The sequence below is a fragment of the Kitasatospora sp. NPDC048662 genome, from assembly GCF_055587065.1.
On the sequence record NZ_JBVJHA010000004.1, the window covers coordinates 437,445 to 460,920 of the forward strand.

Genomic DNA, 23,476 nt, shown 5'->3' on the forward strand with positions numbered 1-23,476 from the left:
ATGGCTGTCGAACTCCCGGAGCCCCTCCAGTGGGTGCTCCTGCTGCTCGCGGGCTGCCGCTGGCCGGAAGCCGACGAGGACCAGCTCCGCGACATGGCCGACCACTGCCGAAAGGCGGCGGACACCCTGAAGGACGCCGCGCAGAGCGGCGACGCCACGATCAAGCGCGCGCTCGAAGGCCAACAGGGCGTTGCTGCCGAGGCGTTGGGCAAGTACTGGGAGAAGTACTCGGTCGGCAAGGGCACCGAACAGGACCCCGGCTACCTGCCCGGCGCGATCAACGCGCTCAACGGCATGGGCGACATGCTGGAGCAGGTGGCCAACTCCGCGGAGACAGCCAAGATTCAGATCATCGCCCAACTCGGCATCCTGGCCTTCGAGATCGCGACCGCAGAGGCCGAAGCGCCGTTCACCGCGGGCGCGTCGATGCTGGAGGTGCCCGCGTTCATCGCGGCGAGCAAGGCCACGGTCTCGGCAACGCTGAAGCTCCTGCTGAAGGAAATGATCGTGATGGCGGCCAAGCAGGCCGCCCAGATGGCCGCGATCAACCTGATGGCCCAGGGCATCGAACTCGCCGAGGGCCACCGCAAGAGCATCGACATGAAGGAAGTCGGAATGAGCGCGGCCGGCGGTGCCGCCGGCGGCGCCTCCGGCCACCTGATCGGCAAGGGCATCGGCAAGGCCGGCGAGAAGCTCGGCGTCGAGGGCGCACTCAAGACCACCGGCGGCAAGATGGCCACCGGCGCGGCCGTCGGCGTCGGCGCGGACGTCTCCGCCCAACTGCTCACCACCGGCAAGGTGGACGGCAGCTCCCTGCTCGGCTCCGGCCTCTCCGGCGGCGCGGGCGCAGGCCTGCACGCGGGCGCGTCCAAGATCAAGGGACACCTCGCCGCACCGAAGGCGGCGGAAGCGCCGAAGCTGCCAGGCGCCGGAGCGGGCACGGGCGCGGGCGCGGCCGCGGGCGAGCACGGTGGGACGCCCAGCTTCAGCAAGCCGGACACCGCCGGTGGCGCGTCCGCGTACCACGGGCCGTCCGGCGGTTCCGGGACGCCGCACAGGGGTTCCGGTGCGGGTGCGGACGCGGGCGCTGGTGCGGGTGCGGGCGCTGGTGCTGGTGCGTCGAAGGTGAACGGGCTGACCCCGTTCGGTGGGGGACGGGCCGGGGACGTTCCGTCCGCAGGTTCGTCGATCGCCGGCCACAACACGGCGCCGACGCCGACCCCGCACGAGCAGGCGGCGACGCACGTCCAGGAGTCGATGGCCCCTCGGGCCGAGTCGCGGTCGGTCGCACCGGTGCAGGAATCGGTACCGCGTCAGGGTGCTGAGGCCGTTACTTCGCGCACTGAGTCGCAGCCCGCTGCGCCTGTGCATGAGTCGGTGTCGCGTCAGGAGAGTGTTGCGCCTTTGCGGGAGCAGGCGGTGCCGCGCCAGACTACTGAGGCCGTCGCGCCGCACGCGGAGTCGCAGCCTGCCGCGCCCGTGCACGAGTCGGTGCCGCGCCAGGGTACCGAGGCCGTGGCGCCGCACGCGGAGTCGCAGCCTGCCGCGCCTGTGCATGAGTCGGTGCCGCGCCAGGGCACCGAGGCCGTCACGCCGCACACGGAGTCGCAGCCCGCTGCGCCCGTGCACGAGTCGGTGCCGCGTTCGGAGCCGATCGCGCGGACTCACGAGGCGGCGCCCGGTCAGGAGAACGTGTCGCACGAGTCGGTCCCGACGCAGACCGCGCCGCAGACGCACGGCTCGGTGCCGCACCAGGAGAGCGTCACGCCCTCGCACAGCACGGAACCGGCTACCCCCGTGCAGCATTCGGTGTCGCGTCAGGAGAGCGTCAACCCGGTTGCGGCGCACGACACTTCGACCGTTCACGAGCCCCTTCCGCAGAACGATCCGCGCGAGCCGCGCCCGAGTGGTGCGTCCGCGATGCCCAACCTGGCGGGCGTGCTCGGCGGCGCCGGGCAGTTGGCCGGGGCCGGTGGCGGCACCCATCTGGACGGCGGGACGCGGCTGTCCGCCGGGCCGGCCACGGCCCGTCCGGCGGGGCCGGAGCAGGCGGTCCCGCAGATTGTGCCGGACGGCCTGGGCGAGGCCCCGGCGACCACGGGCACCACGCAGAACCCGATGGCCGGTACGCCGATGGCGGGCGGGTTCGCGTCCGGCCCGGTCGGCGGCGCCGGTGGGCACGGCGGGGCCGGGGCCTCGGCACACGCCACGCCGTCCACGACCGTTCCGCAGCAGGGCGGGGCCAAGCCGGCCGCCACCCCGAACGCGGCCACCCCGGCCGGTGCCACGATCCGCCCCGGCGCGGGCCGGACTTCCGAGGCGGGTCGTACCCCTGAGGCGGGCCGTATCCCTGAGGCGGGCCGGACTTTCGAGGTGGGTCGCACTTCCGAGGCGGGTCGTACCCCTGAGGTGGGTCGCACTTCCGAGGCGGGTCGTACCCCGGAAGCGGGCCGGACCCCCGAGGCGGGCAGCGACGCCAAGTCCACGGCGTCCCGGCCCGGCCCGGAGCAGGTTCGCGACCAGTTGTTGGACCGTCAGCGGCAGGAACGCCAGACGGAACTCGACCGGCTGGGGCGGGCGACGAACGTGCGGGATGCCGTTGAGCAACTCGGCGGTACCCGGCGGAACGTTCCCAGGGTCCGTCCCGCCGACGCGGACCGGCTGCGGCAGGACATGCCGGGCATGACGCCGGAGCAGCGCGCCCAGGAACTTGCCAACCTGAAGCCGGAGCACCGGCGTTGGCTGGCTCGCGACCCGGAGTTCGTGGACTCCTTGAAGTCGGCGCTGCCCGCGAAGGACTTCGCCAAGGTGACGGCCGACCTGATCGTGCACGTGGACCCGCGGGCCGAACAGGCCGCGTCCGCACGTCACGAGGCGCAGCAGCAGGTCGCCCGGATGCTCCAGGACCCGGACACCGCCGCGCAGTTGATGAAGAACGGCGCGGACGTGGTGATCGTCCCGAAGGACGTCCGGATGCCCGACGTTCCGGGGCTGCACGAGCTGCGTGGTGTCACCAACGACACCGAGGCGGGCGGCGGTCGCGGCTACGACGAGATGCGTGGCTCGGGCGGCAAGCACTCCGCCGTCACCGAGGAGAACCTGCTCGGCGAGCACACCACGATCGGCGAGGGCAGCCACTACGAGGACGGATACTCCACCACCACGCACGAGTTCAGCCACACCGTGCACGAGTACGGGCTGAGCGAGCACGACAAGAAGGCGATCACGGACGCCTTCGAGAAGAAGTCGAAGGCCGCCGAGGAGGCTGCGGACCCCAAGAACGGCAAGGCGCCCGTGCAGTGGCCCGACGGCAACACGCCCGGGAACTACTCCTCGCGGGACGAGCGGGAGTACTTCGCCCAGGCCACCAACGCCTACCTGGGAACCAACCGCGGCACCGACCCGTACACCGGTGAGCCGCGCAACAACGGCCCGGAGTGGGTGAAGCAGCACGAGCCCGATCTGTACCCGCTGCTGAAGAAGCTGTACGGCGAGAACCCGTCCGCCATCCACGACGGCACCGCGAACCCGGTGAACGAGACCACCGCGCAGAACGCCACGTACGAGGGCTTCCGCGAGTTCATGGAGCACGTGGACGGCACCGCCCCTGGCGACCACCAGCCTCCGGCGGCCGAGCACCGGCCCCTGGCAGGTGAGAACGTGCCCCCGGCGGCCGAGCAGAAGCCGCCGACCGCCGAGCAACTGCCACCCCTGCCGCCGCGCGTCAACAACGCGGACGGTTCGGGGCAGAACCGGGCGAACGGGGACTACGAGCACAAGATCGACGGCAAGAAGACCTTCGAGATCCTCGACAAGTTCCTCAGCGACTCCCCGGAGTTCCAGCGGGTCCGCGAGCAGGTGCAGGGCTACGACCGGGCGGCGCTGAAGGACGACGACACGGCCGCGATGTTCACCCAGTACCGGATCGAGAAGCTCCAGCACGTGGATGTGCTGTCGCGCAACGCCGAGCAGCTCCCGAAGGCGATCGCCAAGGTCGAGGAGCGGCTGCGGGCGGTCGACCACGAGCTGACCACGGGCAACCACCCACCCGAGAGGATCGCCGAACTCGAATCGCAGCGTGCGAGGTTGGAGACCACCAAGGCCGGCATCCAGGAGCAGCGCGACCGGATGGCGATCTTCGAGCACGAGCGGCTCAAGGACGGCGCCGAGAAGGACGCGCTGGCCAGGGCCCGGTACGAGGCCGAGGTCCGGGTCCTGCCGGGCAGCATTGAGCGGATCAAGGCCGAGCAGCTGCGCAACGACGTGCTGTTCGCGCAGGCCGATCAGCGCCGCGAGGCCGGAAAGCAGCCCACCGGCGAATACAGCAACAAGGTTCACAACGAGCGCCACGCCGACCTGAAGCGTCGCAAGGAAGAGCTGGCCGCCGACCTCAAGCAGCGCGAGGACGACCTGAGGAAGGCGGACGCGGAGGTCAAGAAGCCACCCGTGGCGGCGCCCCCGACGGGTGGCACCCGCAAGGGCGGAGTGGACGTTTTGGACAACAAGGCCGCCTGGGCGAAGTTCGACAAGGACTACCGCAAGGCGTTCGGTTACTCCGACCAGGGCGTGATGAGCCATCAGCCGCACGCCGAGAAGGTCTCGGCGCGGGTGAAGGCCGACAAGGTCGACATGACCGCGGCGAAGGTCAACCGCAACCATGTGATCGCCGACTACATGGTGCACAAGTACGTGACGGCGGCGGTGTTCAAGGCACGCACGATGGACGAGAGCAGCCATCGGGCCGCCTCGGACGCGTTCGGCGACTTCGTCTCCGCGATGGCGCCGGACCAGCACCGGATCTACGACTCCTTCGGCAAGAAGGCCCAGGCCCGGATCGGCGCGGGGGTCCACGACTTCATCCGCAAGGCGGCCGAGGCCCGGATCGGCGCGGGGGTCCACGACTCCATCGGCAAGGCGGCCCAGGCCCGGATCGACATGGAGGCCTACGACCATGCCGGGCTGAGGAACCACGACCTGACCCGCACCCCCGACACTGTCGACCTGACGGCGACGTACGGCAACGAGCGGCTGCCGGGCGCGTTCGGGACCACCGGCATCACCGACCGCGGCAGTGCCGAGACGGCGGCGAAGAACCTGGAGCGCGAGCTCGGCCGGTCAGGCCTGGACGTGCCCGCCCGCGAGCAACTCGACCGGCTGAACGCCGCGGTGGCCGAGGTGCACCCGGACAGCCCGACCGCCAAGCAACTCGCCGACGTGCACGCGGCGGTGGGGGCGGTCCACCAGAAGATCAAGGAGCAGGCGGTCGACGACCTGGCGCTGGTCCACGGCGTCACCGGGCCGCAGAAGCTGGACGAAGCAGCGGCCCTGCTGAGCAAACTCGCCGAGGGCGAGGGCGGGCCCCGGACGCCCGAGCAGCAGAAGCGGTTGGCCAAGACATTGGACGACCTGGCCGACCACCTCCAGGCGGCCCGCAAGGACCCGAAGCCGGTCCGCGACTTGGCGAGCGACCTGCGCGACCACCCGGACCGGCTCACCCCGCGCCGGTACAGCGACGTCGCGGACAAGCTGGCGAAGGACCGGCCCGGCGTACGACAGCACGAGGTCGACACACTGCTGAACGAGCAGGTTCCGAAGGGCAAGACCCCGAGGAAGCCGGAGGCTCCGGCGGAGAAGGAGGTGACCACCGCGAAGGAGGCGGTGACGGATCGAGAGGAGAAGATCGCCGAGGCCGAGGGGGAATTGGCGGCCGCCAGGACCGCGCACACCACCGCCGAGCAGGCGGCCGCGAAGTCCGCCAAGCTCGCCGAGGACTCCCCGACGGCCGCGAACAAGGCCCGCGCGGAGGCGGACGGCAAGGCCGAGAAGAAGGCCAAGGACGAGGCCGACAAGGCGGCGAAGAAGGTGGCCGACGAGAAGGCCAAGCTGCCCGGTGCCCAGCAGACCCTGGCCACCGCCCAGGCACTGCGCGACCGGGTGAAAGAGGTCTACGACGGCCAACTGTCGGGCGTCACCAAGCCCTCGGCCGCGCAGAAGGCGGCTGCGGGCCGGGTGGCCCGGGCGACCGTCGATCTGGAGACGGCGGGCAAGCAGTACGGCGGCTCGTACCCGCGCGCCGGGGACGGGGAGAACCACCCGGCCGCGATGTTCGAGCAGGCACTGACCGCGCACCTCGACGACGTGCCCGCACTGGTCGAGAAGATCACTGCCGACCTGTCCAACAGTGCCTCCAACCTGCGGTTCGGCGACGAGGCGGTGAACAAGTGGATCCAGAACTTCCTGGACCCGCACATCATCCGCGAGCCCGACCTGCTCACCGCGGTCGCCCACGAGCAGCTGCCGCCGGAGGTGCTGTACACGCCGCACACCGCCGGCCTGTTGCAGGCGGTCCGCAGCCTGGAGGCGAACGGCCTGGTGCCGCCCGAGCTGCGCGACCTCATGGCCCCCAAGACCCAGGCCGACCTGGAGCAGCTGCGGACGGCCGGGAAGCTCAGCGACAGCGCGACGACCATCGTCGAAGACCTCGGCATCCCGTCCCCGCACGCCGCCAAGGTGCCGGTCTCCTCGTCCGGCGACTTCGCCAGCCGCGCCGACACCGCCAAGCTGACGGACGAGCAGCTGAACCGGCTCGGCGTGGAGGGCCTGTACCGGCCCGACCACGTGCCGCAGCCGGCGCCCGACCACGACGTGGTGATGGCCGACGCGAGCCAGTCCACGGGTCACACCCCGGACGGGGACGTGCAGATGCACGACGGGACGGCCGACCTCGTGCGGCCCGAGCGGAAGCGCCGCCGGGACGACAGCGAGTCCGACGGCGAGGGCGAGCCCGGGCCGGACGCCGTGCGCCGCCGCCTGAACGACCTCAACCTGACCGGCCCCACCCCGCCTCCGCCGCCCCCGCCGCCGCCCGCCACCACCGGCCACGGCGCGGGCAGCGGGCACGGCGCGGGCACCGGCACCCGCGGCTTCGGCAGCCCGGCCGCACCGCCGCCGCCCCCGCCGGTGCGCAGCGTCCACGACGGCGCGTCGGCGGTTTCGCCCCAGTCGCCCGTCCATGCGGCACCGCTTCACGACGCGCCGTCCCATGACGCGCCGCTGCACGAAGCGCCGCTGTCCGAAGCACCGTCGCACGACCGGCCGTTCGACGCCCAACAGCCGTTGCACGGCGGGCCGTTGCTGCCGCCGCCCGGCACGGTGGAGCGCTGGCTGGTGCAGGACCCGGCCGATCTGTTGTCGAAGGCGCCGGTGACGGTGAACTACGCCGACGGCGCGATGCAGCGGATGCCCGGACTGAACAAGCAGCAGGCGAACTCCTTCGTCGCGGCCATCGAGAAGGCGGACCGGCACTGGTTCGCCCTGGTGCCGGACCGCACCCACGTCGGGGCGGGCAAGAACGGCTTCGTGCTGACCCCGGCCTGGGAGAAGTACGCCGAGCACGACCCGTCGTTCCCGCGTCCCCCGGCCGGCACCACGCTGCCCGCGCCGCAGCCCGACCACCACTACGTCACCGGTTCGTACGTGCCGTACAAGACCGGCCGCCCGGACCCGAACGTGCCCGGCGCGATCGGCAGGACCGTGGTCCCGCTGCACCCGGATCCGTCCCGGCCGAACGACGGCCTGGTGCTGACCGGCGGCATGAACGGCTGCGCGTTCGCGATCACCGATGTGACACCGCACGACTTCACCGTGTGGCACGTCCAGTCGTACTCGGCGTCCTCGAACCTGGAGATGACCGCGGACTTCCGGGCGACCAAGTCGGTCACCGACTGGTTCGGCGTCGAGGAGTACATGACGCCCGGCCAGTCGCGACCGTTCGAGGTCACCAACATGCTCAAGTACGGCGAGCACGGCTGGGAGGTGATCAGCCACGAAGTGGTCGACCACAACGGCGAGTTCGGGATCGGCCGGGAGAACCGGCGGCCGTTGAACTTCAACCCGCCGACCGAGGCCGACCGGGTCCGGATGACGGTCGGCACGTACGAGGCGACCGCCCGCGAGCAGCTGAGCAACTTCGACCGGGCCGCCGAGCTGGCGCTGCGCGACCTGGACCGCACCAGCCCGGTCCACGGGATGCTGGAGCAGCAGTTCGGGCAGCTGCGCGGTCACCTCACCGAGCAGCTGAGCACCGTGATCGGGCTCCAACAGCCCGGCCACAGCCTGCAGGACGTGCGCAACACCGCCCAGCGGTTGGCGGACGGCGCCGCTCGGCACAACGCCGTCGCGAACGACAGCAAGCTGCTGATCGAGGGCTCGATGCGCACGCTACTGGGCGAGACCGCCGGGCACGGCCCGGGCGCGGAACCGCACTCGCGGCAGGGGAGGATCGACACCATGCTGCGGGCGCTCGAACCGCAGAACGGTGGCCACTGGATCGAACGGATGAGCCAGGACAGCGAGAAGCAGCTCCAGGCCCACAACGCCTCGGCCACCGGCGAGGGCTTCGGCTCGCCCGCCACGGGCGGGCATGGCACCCTGCCGACCGAGCACCTCGTGGGTCGGGACGTGGAACCGATGGAGATCGAGCCGCCGACCCCGGCTGCCCGGGAGGCCGCCGAACAGTTGTCCCACCGGTACCTCTCGGACCGCCAACTGCCGGACAAAGCAGTCGACTTCATCGAGGAGTTCGATCCCCGGCGGTTCGTCGACCGGATGACCGCGTCGCGCACCCGGCGGACCAACATCGCCGACGCCGCCCGCTCGCTGCGGGAGACGCAGGCCGGCGGCACCCCGCCGACCGAGCACGTCGCGGGCAAGGGCGGGGAGCCGGTGGGCGTCGAGTCGCCGTCGCCGACTGCGGCGCACGTGCCGTCGGTTGAGGCTGTCGCGGGCAAGGGCGGGGAGCCGGTGGGCGTCGAGTCGGTGTCGCCGACTGCGGGGCATGTGCCGTCGATTGAGCGCGTCGTCGGCCGGGACGTGGAGCCGATGGATATCGAAACCGCGCCGTCAACTGCTCGGCGCGAGACGGGGGTTGAGCGGGGCGGCAGCAGCGCGCCGCGCGAGGAGCCCCGCAACGGCCGCAAGCGCGGTCGGGAGGACGAGGAAGTGGCGGTGCGTCGGGAGACCGAGCCGGACGGGCCGCAGGCCAAGCGGCAGCGCACTCCCGCGTACGAGAACTCCGAGGCCGTCATGCATGACCGCGGGTACCAAGCGGTCGGCTCGCAGCACGAGTTGACCGGCCAGCTGGTCGACTACCTGGGCGGCGCACCGAAGTTGCATCCGCCGATGAGCAACTCCCTGCTCCAGAAGGTCAATCCGCACCAGACGCCGGTCCGGCCCGCCGAGGGCTTCCGGCCCGGCAGCGACCTGAACGCCTGCTTCGAGAACGTCGAGGCGTACCGGGACACCCACTTCGGGCGACCCCGGGTGTCCGGGCAGACCCTGAATGGCACGGTCGAGCCGATCCCCGGCAACGTCCTGTGGAAGCGGCACGACGGGCCCGCGCGGTTCGGCGAAGGGCCGGACGCGGTCAACGACTTGATGGCCAAGGTGAGGGCCGGCGGCAAGGGCAGCTTCGCCACCGTGCTGGGCGCCGGGCCGACCGGCGCCGGTCACGCCGTCGCGCTGGTCCACGACCGGGACGGCGTGCTGCGCTGGGCCGACCTGACGGACCGCCGGGTGGTTCCCGCGCGGCCCGGGGAGATGCCCTACAGCTTCGATTCCTCGTGGACGCTGTGGGCCTCCGTCGCGGACCGGCACGAGACCAACATCTCCGGGCCGCACGACCCGCAATTCATGGAGCGCTACAGCACGTTCACCCGCCGCGAGCCGTCGGGCGACACGTCCGAGCCGATGGACATCGACGACGGCTTCGGCGCCGAGCACGCCAACCTCGACCACGCCAACGCCGACCTCGACCACGCCGACCACGCGCCGAAGGAAGGTGCGGCGCACGTCGAGCGGAGGACGGCCGAAGGGCCGGTCGCGTTCGAGGATCCGACCGCCGGGGCGCAGAGCGGCTGGAGCGCCTGACCCACTCCGGCCGGAAGGCCGCCGGGACCCGTCGGTGCGGGCCCCGGCGGCCTTCGGTTTCGACAACCATCGTTTCGGCGTGGGGCGTTGACATCCGTTCGGTCCGGTCGATCTAATGCTGACGCCCGGGAAACGGGCAGCTCACCTGGGGGGAGCCGGATGGGAAGCACCAGGATCGACTCACTGTTCGAGCGCGACCGGGCCTGCCGGGGCGCGGGCATCGTGCTCGACGAGGTGACCGGCGGACGGGCCGTGGCCCGGATGACGGTCACGGCGGAGATGGCCAACGCGCACGGCATCGGCCACGGCGGGTACGTGTTCCTGCTCGCCGACGCCGCGTTCTCCTACGCCTGCAACAGCTACGGCCCGGTCGCCCTCGCCCAGGGCGCGCAGGTCACCTTCCTCGCCCCCGCCCGAATCGGCGACGAGCTGATCGCCGAGGCGGTGGAACGCACCCGCTCCGGCCGGCAGGGCGTCTACGACGTCACCGTCCGGAGCGTCGGCGGCACCGTGGTCGCCGAGTTCCGCGGCCAGAGCGTGCTGGTCGCCGGAGTGCCGCACAGCGCCTGACCGTTCAGGTGTGGTACGGCGCCTGGCTGTCCAAGAGCCGTGCAACACCCGACAGTTCAGACGTCGCGGCGGGTGCCGAACACCAGCGCGGCCAGCGCTCCGCCCACGGCCCAGGCGGCGTAGACCCACCACTCGCCGGCCGGATCCGCCGGGAACGGGATGTGCGGGTTGACCGGGGCGCCGACCAGGTCGTGCAGGACCTGCCAGGCGCGGAACGGCGTCGCGTGGAACAGGCAGGCCGACCAATGGTGGTTCTCGCTCAGGAAGTTGGGGATCAGCAGCAGCACCGTGACGGTGGCGACGATGGTGGCCACACTGTGCCGGACGACGGCCGCGATGCCGAGGCCGGTCAGCGCGCAGACCGGCGGCAGCAGGCTGGAGGCCAACAGGGCGCGCCAGATGCCCGGTTCGGCGATCGAGATGCCCGCGTGCTTGCTCGACAGCACCGCCTGCGAGGCCCAGAAGGACACTGCGGTCACCACCGTGCCGAAGGCCGTCATCACCGCCGTGAGCACGATGATCTTCGCGGAGAGCACCGCCGGTCGGGCCGGCACCGCCGCAAAGGTGGTGCGGATCTGGCCGGTCGAGTACTCGCTCACCAGCGCGACCGCGCCCAGGCACCCCGCGATCAGCAGGGTGGCGATGCACGCGTTGTTGGTGAAGGAGGCCGCCAGCGACCCGGCGGGCACGAAGAACTCCCGCATCCCGGAGGTGAAATGGTCCCAGTCGTTCACGTCGGCGATGGCCGCGTTGACGTTCAGGAACACCAGCCCGAGCAGTCCGAGCAGCAGGCCCCAGCGGATCGACCTGAGCGAGATCAGTTTGAACCACTCGCCCAGCAGCAGGTCACGGAAGCGGGCCTTCGGTTCGTCGACCGTGAGCGGTGCGGGCGGGGCGACGGAGCTGAGCGCGGTCATCGGGATTCTCCTGCGAGGTATTCGACGCTGTCGGCGGTGAGTTCCATGAACGCGGTCTCCAAGGAGGCGGCGCTGGTGGCCAGTTCGCGCAGCCGCAGGCCGTGCCGGTGGGCCAGGTCGCCGACCGCGTCCGCGTCCAGACCGGTCACCACCAGCCGCTCGTCCCCGTCCGGCCGCACCTGCGCGCCGGCCCCCGTCAGCACGTCCGCCAGCGCGCCCGCGTCCGGCGTGCGGACGGTGACGCTGCTGCCCCGGCCGCGGGCGGCGAACGCGGACAGCGACTCGTCGGCGATCAGCCGGCCCCGGCCCACCACCACCAAGTGGTCGGCGGTGTGCTCCATTTCGCTCATCAGGTGGCTGGAGACGAACACCGTGCGCCCCTCGGCGGCCAGCCGCCGGAACAGGCCGCGCACCCAGCGCACACCCTCCGGGTCGAGGCCGTTCAGCGGCTCGTCGAACAGCAGCACCGGCGGGTCGCCGAGCAGCGCGGCCGCGATGCCCAGGCGCTGCTTCATACCGAGCGAGTAGCCGCCGATCCGCCGCCGGGCCACCCCGGCGAGCCCGACCTCCTCCAGCACCTCGTCCACCCGCCGCAGCGGGATCGCGTTCGTCCGGGCCAGCACCCCGAGATGGGCAGCGGCGCTGCGACCGCCGTGCACGTCCGAGGCGTCCAGCAGCGCGCCGACATGGCGCAGGCCGCGCGGATGGTCGCGGAAGCGGCGGCCCTGGACGGTGACGGTGCCGCTGGTGGGCTCGTTCAGCCCGATGATCATGCGCAGCGTGGTGCTCTTGCCCGCCCCGTTCGGGCCGAGGAAACCGGTGACGCAGCCAGGGCGGACGGTGAAGGTCAGGCCGTTGACGGCAACCGTGCGGCCGTAGCGCTTGGTGAGTTCGTTGACTTCGATCACGGGAACCACAGTTCCGTGTCGGCGCGTCGTCCCGCGTCGGCCTGCCGCCGACACCTCCGGCGGCCGGTGTCTTCCCAGGTTGTACGTCCCGGGTCCGACGCCTGCCGGGTGCGTGGCTGGCTACGATCACCCTCATGCCCGTGAACTCGCCCTCCCTGCTCAGACGCGTGACACCCGGCGGCTGGGCGGCGGTGGCCTGGACAGCGGGCCTGGTGTACTCCTTCGTGGTGCTGGTCCGGCTGCCTGGCGAGTCGCCGGACAACTTCTACCGCGGTCTGCTGCTGGCCGACGGCAACCAGATCTGGCTCGCCCTCAGCGCGGTGGCCTCCATCGCCGGCTGTGTGCTGCTGCGCCGCGTGCCGCTGACCGCCCTCGGGCTGCTGCTGGCGGGCGCGGTGTTCGGCGCGTTCGCGATGCACTCCACCGCGATCGACGTCCCGCTGGTCCTCGGCCCGGACGTGGCGCTCTGGTACGTCGCGGCGACCCTGCCCCGCCGTCGGGCGGTGATCGCCTCCGGGATGGCCGCCCTGGTGCTGCTCGGCTACCCGATCGGACGGGTGCTCGCGGGCTTCGTCATCGGCACCTCCAGCGCGCTGGCCGTCCTGCTCACGGCCGTTGTCGCCGCCCTGCTCGGCAACTCCGCCGGGGAGTCCCGCCGGCATGCCGCCGAGCTGAGCGAGAACGCCGCCGCGCGTGCCGTCGCGGGTGAACGGCTGCGGATCGCCCGCGAGTTGCACGACATGGTCGCGCACAGCATCGGCATCGTCGCCCTCCAGGCCGGCGCGGCCCGCCTCGTCCTCACCACCCAGCCGGAAGCCGCCCGCGACGCACTCGGCCAGGTCGAGACCGCCAGCCGCGAGACCCTCTCCGGCCTGCGCCGCATGCTCGTCGCGCTGCGCGCCGCCGAGGACACCCCCGATGGCCGCCCCCCGCTCGCCCCCGCCCCCGGCCTCGCCGACCTCGACCGCCTCGCCCGAACCACCACCGCCGCGGGCGTCGCCGTCGAGCTCCGCTGGCGCGGCGAACGCCGCCCCCTGCCACCCGAGGTGGACCTGTCCGCCTACCGTGTCGTCCAGGAGTCGCTGGCCAACGTGGTCCGCCACGCCGGGGCGCGCTCCTGCCAAGTGACCATCTCCTGCGGGGAGGATTCCGTGTCCATCGAGGTACTGGACGGTGGCGGCCTGCGCGGTACCCAGCCCGCCGGCGCGGGCTTCGGGATGCTCGGCATGCAGGAACGTGTGGCACTGCTGCACGGCACGTTCGCGGCCGGCCCGCGTCCGAGCGGCGGCTTCCGGGTGGCGGCGACCCTCCCCGTCACGGCAGGTGCCCGATGACCGTCCGCATCCTCCTCGTCGACGACCAGCCCCTCGTGCGCGCCGCCCTCTCCATGGTGGTCAAGGACGCCCCCGACCTGGAGATCGTCGGCGAGGCCGGCACCGGCGACGAAGCAGTGTGCCTGGCAACCGAGTTGACGCCCGACGTCATCGTGATGGACATCCGCATGCCCGGCATGGACGGCATCGAAGCCACCCGCCGGATCACCTCCGGCCCCTCCTCGGCCGCCCACGTCCTCGTCCTCACCACCTTCGACGACGAGGAGTACGTCTACGGCGCGCTCCGCGCCGGCGCATCCGGCTTCCTGGTCAAGGACATGGGCCTCGAAGAAATCCTCGCCGCCGTCCGCGTGGTCGCCGCCGGCGACGCCCTCCTCGCCCCCCGCGTCACCCGCCGCCTGATCGCCGACCTCACCGCCCGCCCCACGCCCGGCAGTTCACGGCCGACGCTGGCCCTGACCGCCATCACCGAACGCGAACAGGAAGTCCTCACGCTGATCGGCAGCGGCCTCTCCAACACCGAGATCGCCGACCACCTCCACCTCAGCGTCACCACCATCAAGACCTATGTCACCCGCCTGCTCTCCAAACTGGACGCCCGCGACCGCGTCCACCTGGTGATCCTCGCCTACGAGGCGGGCCTGGTGACCACCTCCCGCTGACCCCGGGCCGCCCGGACAGCCCAGGGCGCGCGGAGCGTCAGTGGCCGAGCAACCACTGCGTCAGCGTGGCGATGGCATTGTCGGCCTCCTCCGCCGACTCCCTCGCGGTGTCGGATTCGAGGAGAACTGGTGGCTCGCCATTCGGCGAAGAATCGCCACCGGCATCACTGCCGCCGCCTGGCCCCGCATCGGCTCCGACGGCGACTGATCGGCAACGGCGCCCCCTCCCTCTGGGCCATCACCCCGCAGGGCACCCTCCAGACCTGGACCGGTTCACGCACCGGCACCCCGTCCGACCCCGCCTTCACCCTCACCGGCCCCAACACCTGACAGCCGCCCCACACCAACCCCGGCCGGGCCCGGCCTTTTGCTGGGTGCCGGCGGGTCAGTGGGTGGGGCGTTCGTCGATGACCTGGTGGAGTTTGCCGGTGCGGGGGTTGGTGGCGAGGTGGGAGCGGGGGACCCATTCGATGTGGAGGGGGTGGATGGCGCCGATGGCGCTTTCGGCTTCGTAGGTGGGGCGGGCGTCGAGGACGGCGCGGCGGAGGGTTTCGGTGAGGGTGGCGGGGGGTGGGGTGGTGTGGCCGAGGCGGATGATGAGGCCGTCGCGGCCCGCCCAGCGGCGTTGGACGAGTTGCATGCCGGTGATGTGGTGTTCGGGGTCGTGGGCGAGCAGGACGTCGCGGACCTGTTCGGTGGGCATGGAGACGATGCCGACCCGGGCGCCCTCGGTGGAGCGGCCGAGGAGGCGGAAGGTGCGGCAGGAGGCGTCGGTCCATTCGGCGCGGTCGCCCGCGGGGTAGCGCAGGATCGGGACGAGGGTGCGGAACAGGTTGGTGACGACGACGCGGCCGGGGACGCCGGGTTCGGTGATCGGCTCGCCGGTGGCGTCGTCGATCAGTTCGACCACCGTCCGGTCGGGGAACGCCTGGTGGACGCGCAGGTCGTCCCTGGCGGGGACGGGGCCGGCGACCAGGCCGGCGTCCACGGAGGCGTAGCCGATGGAGGAGAGCGCGGCGTTGGGGAAGGCCGAACGGAGCAGCGGGCGAAGGTCGTTGAAGAGGATGTCGCCGCCGAACAGGATCAGTTCGACCTGCGGGGCGGGCCGGTCCTGCTTGAGCAGGGTCTCGGCGACGGCGGAGAGCTTCATCGGCTCGCCCGCCAGCACGTCCGCGCCGAAGCCGTGGATGACGTCGGCCACGTATTCGTCGGGCGCGGTGGCGATCGGCAGCCGGACGTTGTCGATCGGCGCGTGCTGGAGGGCGTATTCGATGAACAGGAAGCCGCTGTAGAACTCGCCGGCCCGGAACAGGTTGGCGACCCGCTGGCCGGGCTTGAGGCCGGCGTTGACCAGGCCGGCGCCGAACGCGGTGACGGAGTCGAGGTGTTCGCCGCGGGTCCAGGGGGAGAACTTGGGCGCGCCGGTGGTGCCGCCGGACTTGTAGACGCAGGCGTCGGTGAGCGGGCCGGTCAACAGGCGGTTGTCGGGCCAGGAGTTGGCGGCCCAGAACGCGACCTGGTCGATGACGGGCAGGTCGGTGAGCGAGGTGACGACGGCGGGCACGTCGCGGTACAGCTCCTGGTAGAACGGCGAGTTGTGGCGGGCGTGGTCGACGAGCACCTGAAGTGGCCTGGCGGGCATGGCGGTTGCTCCTCAGTGGAGGTCAGGAGGTGGGGGTGAGCCCGATCCAGTCGTGGGCGAGGCGCTGGATCGTGCGGCCGTCGCGGTCGGCGAGCTTGGCGTCGAGGTAGGTCGCGGCCCAGGCGTTGGTGGGGATGCGGAACGGCGGCCGGTCCGCGGCCAGCGCGTGCACCACCGCGTCGGCGACCTCCGCGGCGGGCTGCCCGGCGTTCGCCCAGCTCTGCCCGAGCCGGTCGACGTACGCGCCGAAGGTTTCCGCGTACGGGCCCGAAGCGGCTTGCACGGTACGGCGGTTGACGTCCGGGAAGTGGCCGAAGCGGGTGTCGGGGACGTAGCCGGGCACCACCATCGAGACCTGGACGCCGTGCGCGGCGGCGACGGGGGCGAGCGCCTCCATGAAGCCCTCGACGGCGAACTTGGCGGCGCAGTAGGCCTCGTTGAAGGGCTGGCCGATGACGCCGTGCACGCTGCCGATGGTGAGCAGCCGGCCCCCGGAGGCGCGCAGCAGCGGCATCGCGGCGCGCGAAACGGCCACCGTGCCGAAGAAGTTGACCTCCAGGTTGGCGCGCAGCGCGGCCGAGGTGGACATCTCCAGCGTCGGGTCGAAGTTGGAGATCCCGGCGTTGTTGACCAGCGCGTCGAGCCGGTCCAGGCCGGCGAAGCACCTGGTGATGGACTCCTCGTCGGTGACGTCGAGTTGCCGGACGAGGGCGTCGGGCGCGGCGGCCCGCAGGGCGTCGGCGCGGTCGGGCGAACGCACAGTGGCGATCACCGTCCAGCCGGCCCGGCTCGCGGCCGCCGCCGTGGCCAGCCCGATGCCGGACGAGCAGCCGGTGATCAGCACGACCTGACGGACCGTCATGAGGTGGCCTCCGCCAGCTCGGTGAAGCTGTCGGCGGCCTTCGGCAGGTCGGCGTCCATTCGGGCCTGGACGCCGAGCGCGGGCAGGAAGGAGCAGGCGGCCAGCAGGGTGCCGCCGACCATGGTCCAGCGGGTGGCGTCGAGGATGCCGAGCGGGCCGGTGAGCAGCGAGACGGCGAAGCCGCCCGCCAGTGCGGCGAGCGGGATGACGCCCCAGGTGGCGGTGCGGAACGCGGCGTGCATGACGCCCTGGTGCTGCGCGGACATCCGGGACTGCCGGGCGGGCGCGGAGCACACGTTGATGCAGGACATGAAGAAGCCGTAGCAGCCCATGGTGACGGCGATGACCGGCCCGGCGGGCAGCGCGGGCGCGGCCAGTACACCGAGGCCGACCAGGCAGTGCAGCAGCAGCGCCCACGCCATGGTTCGTCCGATGCCCAGGCGCCCGCTGATCCTCGGGGCGACCAGGGCGCCGAGCAGCGCGCCGACCGCGCCCGCCGACATCGCGGCGCCGAACACGCCGACGGTGACACCGAGGCCCCGGTAGGCGAACACCGGCAGCACGGTGACGAACACCGGCCCGCCCGAGTTCAGGGTGACGGCGGCCAGCACCACCCGGCGCAGCACCGGGTCCTGCCAGTTGAGGCGGAACCCCAGGGTGAGGCGCCGCCACACCGAGCCCTGCGCGACGGTGCGTTCGCCCCACGGCCGCATGAAGCGGAAGCAGGCCGCGGAGACCAGGTAGCTGGCGGCGTCCACCAGCAGCGAGGCGGCGCCGAGCGCGCTGTACAGGGCGGCGGCGATGGACGGCCCGGCCACCTCGGCGACCGAGCCGCTGCCCTCCAACCGCGAGTAGGCGCGCACCAGTTGCTGCTGCTCGACCACGGCCGGTACCGCCACCAGGTAGCCGACGTTGAAGAAGATGGTGGCGCCGGAGACGGCGGCGACGCAGCAGAACAGCAGCGGCGTGGAGAGGAAGTCCAGCCAGTAGGCGAGCGGGATGATGCCGACGGCCACCAGCCGGACCAGGTCGCAGACCAGCAGGGTGATCCGCTTGTCCCAGCGGTCCACCAGCACGCCCGCGATCGGCCCGAGCAGCGGAATGCCCAGGTACTGGGCCATCGCGACGATGCCGACCTGGAACGCGGACGCGTGCAGCACGAAGATCATCAGGGTGGGGACGACGAACACCGTCACCCGGTCGCCGACGTTGGAGATCGACTTGCCGAACCAGAACAGGTTGAAGCCCCGGCCGAGTTGCTCGGGCGCGTGCAGTCTCACGATTCCTCCCCGACCACAGGTGTCTCGTCCCGCACCACGAACGCGGCGGTCTTCCCGGTGCGGTCGTTGCCGACCAGCGCATCCACCACCCGGACCCGGACCTGCTCCGGGTCGTGCACGAAGGCCGTGCTCAACGTGAAGGTGGCGGACAGCAGTTCACGTCGCAGCGCGTCCGGATCGGAGAGCGCGCCGAGTATCAGGACGTCCACCTGCTGGGCGCGACCGCCCTGTTCGGTGATCACCACCTGGGCGCGCAGCACGCCCGGTTCGCGTTCCACCCGGGCGAGCAACTCGTCCACATGCAGGCCGAGTCCGCGTACCTGCACCACGCTGTCGCGGCGGCCCAGCACCCGCATCGCCGGGCCCGGCCGGCCGCACCGGCAGATGGTCAACTCGCCCGCGTCGCCGGTGCGGTAGCGCAGCACCGGGTTGAGCATCGCCGGGTCGAGGGAGGTGAAGTCGAGCAGGCCGCCGTCACCGACGTGCACCAGCTGGTGCGGGAAGGGGTGGAAGGTGTCGGCCGGACAGTCCGGGGTGTTGGAGCCCACCACCCAGGTCTCGGTGGAGCCGAACATGCCGTGCCGGCGGGCCTTCGGCGCGACGAGGGCCAAGTCCTCCTCCAACTGCGGCTGCCAGGCCTCACCCAGCCACAACACCTTGCGCAGCGAGGGGAGTTCGATCCCGGCGGCGCGGGCGTGCGCGAACCACAGCCGCAGCACGCTCGGGGTGCCGCCGATCGCGGTGACTTTCCGGTCGGCGAGGAAGCCCAGCCACTGCGGATACTCCTCCCGGGTGACCGACCCCAGCGCGATCACCCGGCAGCCGGACAGGTCGGCCAGGCCCGCCGCCAGGAAGTGCGCGCCCCACATCCGGCCCGCACCCCAGGCGTTGACGAAGATGTCGTCGCGGTCCAACGGCTGCCAGTGCTCGAACACCTTCGCCATGTAGAACCCGGTCGGCGCGTACCCGACCTTCGGCGCGCCGGTCGAACCGCCGCTCTGGAACAGCCAGGTGGCGCCCTGTTCGGCGGTCGGCTCCAGGTGGGCGAGGGCCGTGTTCAGGTCGTCCTTGGCCAGCGGCGGCAGCGCCGCGAGCTCCGCCAGCGTGCCGGGCGGTGTGACCTCGGCGTACCGATCGCCGAACTCAGGTACGGTGCGCAGCAGTTCGAGGTTGCGGCGGGCCACTGCCAGGCCGCCGGTGGCCTGTTCCTCGGTCAGCGAGAATCTCATCGAACCGTACCCCCGCTGGCCAGGAAGGCCGCGTGCGCGTCACGGTAGGCCGCGAACCGGGCCCGGGTGACGTCCCGCTGGACCGAGCGGTCCGGGTCGTCGAGATCCGGGGCGATCACCCCGTCCGGCTCCAGCTCGGAGAACCAGAACCGCTCCCCGTCGTGCAGGAAGTCCACGCAGAAGAACGGGATCGGCAGCTTCTTCGCGAAGTACGCCGTCGCGTCGGCGAGTTCGGCCGGGATCCCGCAGAACTCCATCGAGCCGCCGCGGCTCGCGTTCGCCACCGGCGACCCGGCCTCCGGGGTGCGCCGCAGCACCGCGTACGGCTTCCCGTCGATCACGTACACCCGGTAGTCCACCGTGCCGTCGCCCAGGTAGGGCTGGGCGACCAGGGTGGTGTCACCGCCCTGGGCGAGACTGGCCAGGCCGCGCACGTCCTCCGGCGACCGGGCCAGGCAGATCCCGCCACCGCCGCACCAGCCGGCCGGCTTCACGATCGCCGGGAACGTCAACCCGTCCAGCGCCACCTCGTACTGGTGCTTGGAGACGTCCCGGCCCGAGCCGATCCGCACCGACGGGATCGGCGGCACCGGCGAGTCGGCCAGGAACAGCATGGTCGCCAGCTTGTCGTTGCCCAGCAGCGACACCTGCGCCGGGAACGGCAGGTAGAACCCCGCCTGCTCCAGCACCGTGCACAGCGCGAGCTGATTGAACACGTCCATCGACTGGTACGGCAGCGAATACAGCGCCGTGATGAACAAGGTGTCCCCGGGCGTGACCAGCCGGTCGTCCACGTAGACCCGCGGCCGGCCCGGATCGGTGCCGTCCACCGTCACCGCCTCCGGGGCGTGCCGGGACCACTCCATCCCCATCCCGGCGGCGACCTCCGCGAACATGTCCCAGAAATAGTGCTTCCACATCGCCCCCGACCGGGTCGACTCCCGGTCCGGGAAGATCCAGCACATCCGGCGCAGCGGCGCCAGCGCCTCGCTCACTCGCCCTCCAAAAGGCCCACTAGTTCCCTGAGTTGCGCACCAGCACCGCGCGCTGCCCGCTCCGCCCACCAGGCGCGGCCCGCCGCCGGCAGCGTGTCCACCGGATCCACGTACGGGAAACGGCGGCCCAACTGCCCGTCCTCGCACGGCTCTTCGGCCGAACCAAGCTCAACTGCGGTGCGGTAGTTCTTGGTCCAGTACGAGATGCCGCGCTCCCGGTCGTAGCCGACCGCCTGGTGCACCCAGCGCTTGCCGACCTGCGGCACGTCCGCGACCACCCGCGGCGTCGCGTACCCCGGCAGGTAGCCGAGGATCGCCTCCTGGAGGCGCTGCGCCTCGGACAGCGGCAGCCGCCAGTGCTCGGCGTTCGGGATCACGTCGCACAGGTAGAAGTAGTAGGGGAGGATGTTCGCCTCTCCCTGGAGGGCGAAACACAGGTCGAGCAGCGCCGCCGGGGTGGCGTTCACCCCGCGCATCAGCACGCCCTGGTTGCGCACGTCCCGCACCCCCGCGTCCAGCAGCCCCCGGGCGGCCTCGGCGACCAGCGGAGTCACCGAGGCCGCGTGGTTGGCGTGGGTGTGCACGGCCAGGTTGACCGACCGCCGGGCGGCCAGCCGGGCCACCCGCTCGACGCCCGCCAGCACCTTCGGCTGGAGCCAGTGCTGCGGCAGACCCACCACCGACTTGCTGGCCAGCCGGATGTCCCGCACCGAGCCCAGCTCCAGCAGCCGCAGCAGGAACGACTCCAGGCGCGGCCACGGCACGTTCGCCAGGTCACCGCCCGACACCACCACGTCCCGCACCGACGGGGTGCGCTTGAGGTAGTCGAGCATCTGCTCCTCGCGGTCGGCCGGCCGCAGCACCAGCCGTGCCTTGACCACCTGCGGGGTCGAGCGGCCGACCAGGTCCATCCGGGTGCAGTGCCCGCAGTACTGCGGGCAGGTGGACAGCAACTCGGCGAGCACCTTGGTCGGGTAGCGGTGCGTCAGGCCCTCCACCGCCCACATCTGCGCCTCGTGCAGCGAATCCCGCGCCGCCAGTGGGTGGCTGGGCCACTCGGGGTGCCGGTCGGAGCGTACCGGCAGCATGTACCGCCGCACCGGGTCCGCCAGGAACGCCTCGGTGAACGCCCCCGGATCCAGCGCGGCGCCCGCCGCCATGGTGTTCAGCATGTGCGGCGGCAACAGCACCGACATGGTCGCGAACTCGGCCTGGTCAGCGGCCAGTTCACGATAGAACCGGTCCTCCAGGAGCCGCCCGAAGAGCTCCCGCAGCTGCCGCTCGTTCTGCACGCAGTGCGCCCGCTGCCACTGCGGGTCCCGCCACTGCGCGGCCGTCACCTCCCGCCAGCCCGGCAGCCGCCGCCAGTCCGGTTCCACCAGCTCCCGCCGCACATACTGGTACGGCTGCCGAACCCGACGGTCCATCAGGAACGCGCCGCAGCAGATGCGGCGGGCGACAGCAGGCCGGCGTGCCGGGTGCGCAGCTCCCGCTTGAGCACCTTGCCCGTCGGGCCGAGCGGGAACTCCTCGGCGCCGGACGCCACTTGGAGTGCCGCCAGCTCCGCGAGACCGGCCTTCGCCAGCTCCGCGTTGGCCGCCTCCAACAGCCCGTCCGCGCTCGCCCCGTCCTGCAACCGCACCACGGCCACCGGCCGCTGGCCGCCGTCCGGGTGCGGAACGCCCACCACCGAACAGTCCTGCACCCACTCGGCGCAGTCGGCGAGCAGCACCTCCTCCAGCGGCAGGCTGTACACCGGCCCGTCCAGGGTGTCGATCACGTCCACCGTCCGGTCCAGGTGGAAGAACCGCCCCTCGCCGTCCCGGTAGGCCACATCGCCCGTCAGCCAGTACCCGTCGCGCCGGAACGACTGCGTCAACCGCTCGTTGTTCCAGTACCCCGGCGTGATCGACGGCGCGATGACGGCCAGCAGCCCGACCGTGCCGTCCGGGACCTCCACGCCGTCCTCGTCCAGCACCGCCGCCCGCTCCACCACCTCCGACGGCTTGCCCACGCAACGGTCGGCGCGCCCCGTCTCCGGCGAGGTGACCTGCCCGAACAGCGCCATGCCCATCTCGGACGACCCCAGCCCGTCCACGAACTGCGAACCCGACAGCGCCGCCTGCCCGGCCCGCTCCTGCGGCAGCAGCCAGGGCCGGATCAACCCCGCCGGGCGCTCGCCGAGTTGAACCAGGCGGCGAATGTGCCCGTAGTGCGCGCTGTCGCCCGTGTTGAACCAGGAGTGCACCTTGGACGCGCCCACCACCGGCAGCTCGCCCGTCGCCAACTCCACGAAGGTGCGCGGGAACGAGGCCACCATGGTCGGCCGGAACGCCTCCATCACCGGCTCCACCGTGACCCGCCGCCAGTCCGCCATCACCACCGTCGGCAGACCCAGCAGCGTCGCCGTCAGGAAGTAACTCAGGCCTCCCGCATGGGTGTGCGGCATCAACGACATCAGCCGGTCGGACGGCTCCGCCGGGAACCGCACCATCCGCGGCTGCTTGCCCTCCCAGAACTGCCGGTGCGCCAGAATGGTCGACTTCGGCGTGCCCGTCGTCCCTGAGGAGTGGATCAGCGCCACCACGTCCTCGGCCGCGTGCCGGTACGGGTACTCCTTGGGCAGCGGCGCCGACGCCGCGTCGAACGCCTGCACCTCGGCCGTCAACGACAGGAAACGCGGACGCAGTTGAGGATCCTGCCGGTACGCCGAGGCCAGCCGGGTGGTGTCGTCCGCGACCACCCCCACTACGCCCACGTGACTCAGGTAGCGCACCATCACGTCGTGCCGCATCGCATCGTTCACCAGGGCCGGCACCGCGCCCAGCGCGGTCAGCGCGAAGAAGTGCAGCAGCGGCTCCAGGCCCTCGGCGATCACCACGCCCACCGGGTCGCCGGGCCGCACCCCGTTCGCGTGGTACCAGGCCGCGTACCGGTCGCGCAGCGCCACCAGATCCAGCAGGCTGTGCCCGCGCAGCACCACCTGCCCCCGGTGGTCCAGCCGGTGGCTGAACGCGAACGGCACCGCACGGTTGGGGTTCGCCTCGACCGCCCGGTCGAGGAAGTTGCCCGCACCCAGGGTCGGGTCGGACATGAAGCGCTCCCTGACGGCGAGCGGCGCGATGGATGTCTGATCGCTCATGGCGGTCT

14 protein-coding genes are annotated in these 23,476 nt (G+C 72.0%); 5 read left to right on the plus strand and 9 right to left on the minus strand.

What is annotated here, in order from left to right:
* Both ACZ6R9_RS15235 and paaI read left to right on the plus strand, forming a co-directional pair.
* The gene (locus ACZ6R9_RS15235) at positions 1-9,927 is read left to right on the plus strand and encodes a WXG100-like domain-containing protein (RefSeq protein ID WP_465538482.1); all 9,927 of its coding nucleotides are present in this window, start codon (positions 1-3) and stop codon (positions 9,925-9,927) included.
* 159 nt (positions 9,928-10,086) lie between these two features.
* Complete coding sequence (paaI, locus tag ACZ6R9_RS15240; protein ID WP_380477955.1) at positions 10,087-10,497, plus strand: hydroxyphenylacetyl-CoA thioesterase PaaI; 411 nt, start codon at positions 10,087-10,089, stop codon at positions 10,495-10,497.
* A gap of 56 nt (positions 10,498-10,553) precedes the next feature.
* Here paaI and ACZ6R9_RS15245 read toward each other — a convergent pair whose 3' ends face one another.
* Positions 10,554-11,414, minus strand: a complete 861-nt coding sequence (locus ACZ6R9_RS15245; protein WP_380477954.1) for an ABC transporter permease — start codon at positions 11,412-11,414, stop codon at positions 10,554-10,556.
* On the minus strand, positions 11,411-12,322 hold the full coding sequence (locus ACZ6R9_RS15250) for an ABC transporter ATP-binding protein (RefSeq protein ID WP_465538483.1): 912 nt from the start codon (positions 12,320-12,322) through the stop codon (positions 11,411-11,413). The genes ACZ6R9_RS15245 and ACZ6R9_RS15250 overlap by 4 nt, the downstream gene beginning before the upstream one ends.
* 134 nt (positions 12,323-12,456) lie before the next feature.
* On the opposite strand from ACZ6R9_RS15250, the gene ACZ6R9_RS15255 reads away from it, so the two are divergent.
* The 3 genes from ACZ6R9_RS15255 (at position 12,457) to ACZ6R9_RS15265 (ending at position 14,648) form a co-directional block, all read left to right on the plus strand.
* Complete coding sequence (locus tag ACZ6R9_RS15255) at positions 12,457-13,656, plus strand: sensor histidine kinase (RefSeq protein WP_465538484.1); 1,200 nt, start codon at positions 12,457-12,459, stop codon at positions 13,654-13,656.
* The gene (locus ACZ6R9_RS15260; protein ID WP_465538485.1) at positions 13,653-14,318 is read left to right on the plus strand and encodes a response regulator; all 666 of its coding nucleotides are present in this window, start codon (positions 13,653-13,655) and stop codon (positions 14,316-14,318) included. Before ACZ6R9_RS15255 ends, ACZ6R9_RS15260 begins: the two co-directional genes overlap by 4 nt.
* 129 nt (positions 14,319-14,447) lie before the next feature.
* Complete coding sequence (locus ACZ6R9_RS15265; protein ID WP_465538486.1) at positions 14,448-14,648, plus strand: hypothetical protein; 201 nt, start codon at positions 14,448-14,450, stop codon at positions 14,646-14,648.
* A 55-nt stretch (positions 14,649-14,703) separates the two neighbouring features.
* Here the strand turns inward: ACZ6R9_RS15265 and ACZ6R9_RS15270 are convergent, their stop codons facing one another.
* Genes ACZ6R9_RS15270 through ACZ6R9_RS15300 form a run of 7 tightly spaced genes read right to left on the minus strand, consistent with a single transcriptional unit; the run spans position 14,704 to position 23,468 of the window.
* Positions 14,704-15,960, minus strand: a complete 1,257-nt coding sequence (locus ACZ6R9_RS15270) for a phenylacetate--CoA ligase family protein (RefSeq protein WP_465538487.1) — start codon at positions 15,958-15,960, stop codon at positions 14,704-14,706.
* A gap of 22 nt (positions 15,961-15,982) precedes the next feature.
* Positions 15,983-16,822: an SDR family NAD(P)-dependent oxidoreductase gene (locus ACZ6R9_RS15275; RefSeq protein WP_465538488.1), complete on the minus strand. Its 840-nt coding sequence runs from the start codon at positions 16,820-16,822 to the stop codon at positions 15,983-15,985.
* Positions 16,819-18,102 carry an MFS transporter gene (locus tag ACZ6R9_RS15280; RefSeq protein WP_465538489.1) on the minus strand — a complete coding sequence of 428 codons (1,284 nt, stop codon included), beginning with the start codon at positions 18,100-18,102 and terminating at the stop codon, positions 16,819-16,821. The genes ACZ6R9_RS15275 and ACZ6R9_RS15280 overlap by 4 nt, the downstream gene beginning before the upstream one ends.
* On the minus strand, positions 18,099-19,331 hold the full coding sequence (locus ACZ6R9_RS15285) for an AMP-binding protein (RefSeq protein ID WP_465538490.1): 1,233 nt from the start codon (positions 19,329-19,331) through the stop codon (positions 18,099-18,101). The genes ACZ6R9_RS15280 and ACZ6R9_RS15285 overlap by 4 nt, the downstream gene beginning before the upstream one ends.
* The gene (locus ACZ6R9_RS15290; protein ID WP_380477946.1) at positions 19,328-20,326 is read right to left on the minus strand and encodes an ATP-grasp domain-containing protein; all 999 of its coding nucleotides are present in this window, start codon (positions 20,324-20,326) and stop codon (positions 19,328-19,330) included. The genes ACZ6R9_RS15285 and ACZ6R9_RS15290 overlap by 4 nt, the downstream gene beginning before the upstream one ends.
* Positions 20,323-21,753 carry a KamA family radical SAM protein gene (locus tag ACZ6R9_RS15295; RefSeq protein WP_465538491.1) on the minus strand — a complete coding sequence of 477 codons (1,431 nt, stop codon included), beginning with the start codon at positions 21,751-21,753 and terminating at the stop codon, positions 20,323-20,325. Before ACZ6R9_RS15295 ends, ACZ6R9_RS15290 begins: the two co-directional genes overlap by 4 nt.
* On the minus strand, positions 21,753-23,468 hold the full coding sequence (locus ACZ6R9_RS15300; protein ID WP_465538492.1) for a class I adenylate-forming enzyme family protein: 1,716 nt from the start codon (positions 23,466-23,468) through the stop codon (positions 21,753-21,755). Before ACZ6R9_RS15300 ends, ACZ6R9_RS15295 begins: the two co-directional genes overlap by 1 nt.
* Between the last annotated feature and the right edge of the window lie 8 nt (positions 23,469-23,476).

What these genes read in the sequence shown, in the direction of transcription:
- ACZ6R9_RS15235 (WP_465538482.1), top strand. Translation starts at nt 1, where the DNA reads ATGGCTGTCGAACTCCCGGAGCCCCTCCAGTGGGTGCTCCTGCTGCTC.
- paaI (WP_380477955.1), top strand. Translation starts at nt 10,087, where the DNA reads ATGGGAAGCACCAGGATCGACTCACTGTTCGAGCGCGACCGGGCCTGC.
- ACZ6R9_RS15245 (WP_380477954.1), bottom strand. Translation starts at nt 11,414, where the DNA reads ATGACCGCGCTCAGCTCCGTCGCCCCGCCCGCACCGCTCACGGTCGAC.
- ACZ6R9_RS15255 (WP_465538484.1), top strand. Translation starts at nt 12,457, where the DNA reads ATGCCCGTGAACTCGCCCTCCCTGCTCAGACGCGTGACACCCGGCGGC.
- ACZ6R9_RS15260 (WP_465538485.1), top strand. Translation starts at nt 13,653, where the DNA reads ATGACCGTCCGCATCCTCCTCGTCGACGACCAGCCCCTCGTGCGCGCC.
- ACZ6R9_RS15270 (WP_465538487.1), bottom strand. Translation starts at nt 15,960, where the DNA reads ATGCCCGCCAGGCCACTTCAGGTGCTCGTCGACCACGCCCGCCACAAC.
- ACZ6R9_RS15275 (WP_465538488.1), bottom strand. Translation starts at nt 16,822, where the DNA reads ATGACGGTCCGTCAGGTCGTGCTGATCACCGGCTGCTCGTCCGGCATC.
- ACZ6R9_RS15285 (WP_465538490.1), bottom strand. Translation starts at nt 19,331, where the DNA reads ATGAGATTCTCGCTGACCGAGGAACAGGCCACCGGCGGCCTGGCAGTG.
- ACZ6R9_RS15295 (WP_465538491.1), bottom strand. Translation starts at nt 21,753, where the DNA reads ATGGACCGTCGGGTTCGGCAGCCGTACCAGTATGTGCGGCGGGAGCTG.
- ACZ6R9_RS15300 (WP_465538492.1), bottom strand. Translation starts at nt 23,468, where the DNA reads ATGAGCGATCAGACATCCATCGCGCCGCTCGCCGTCAGGGAGCGCTTC.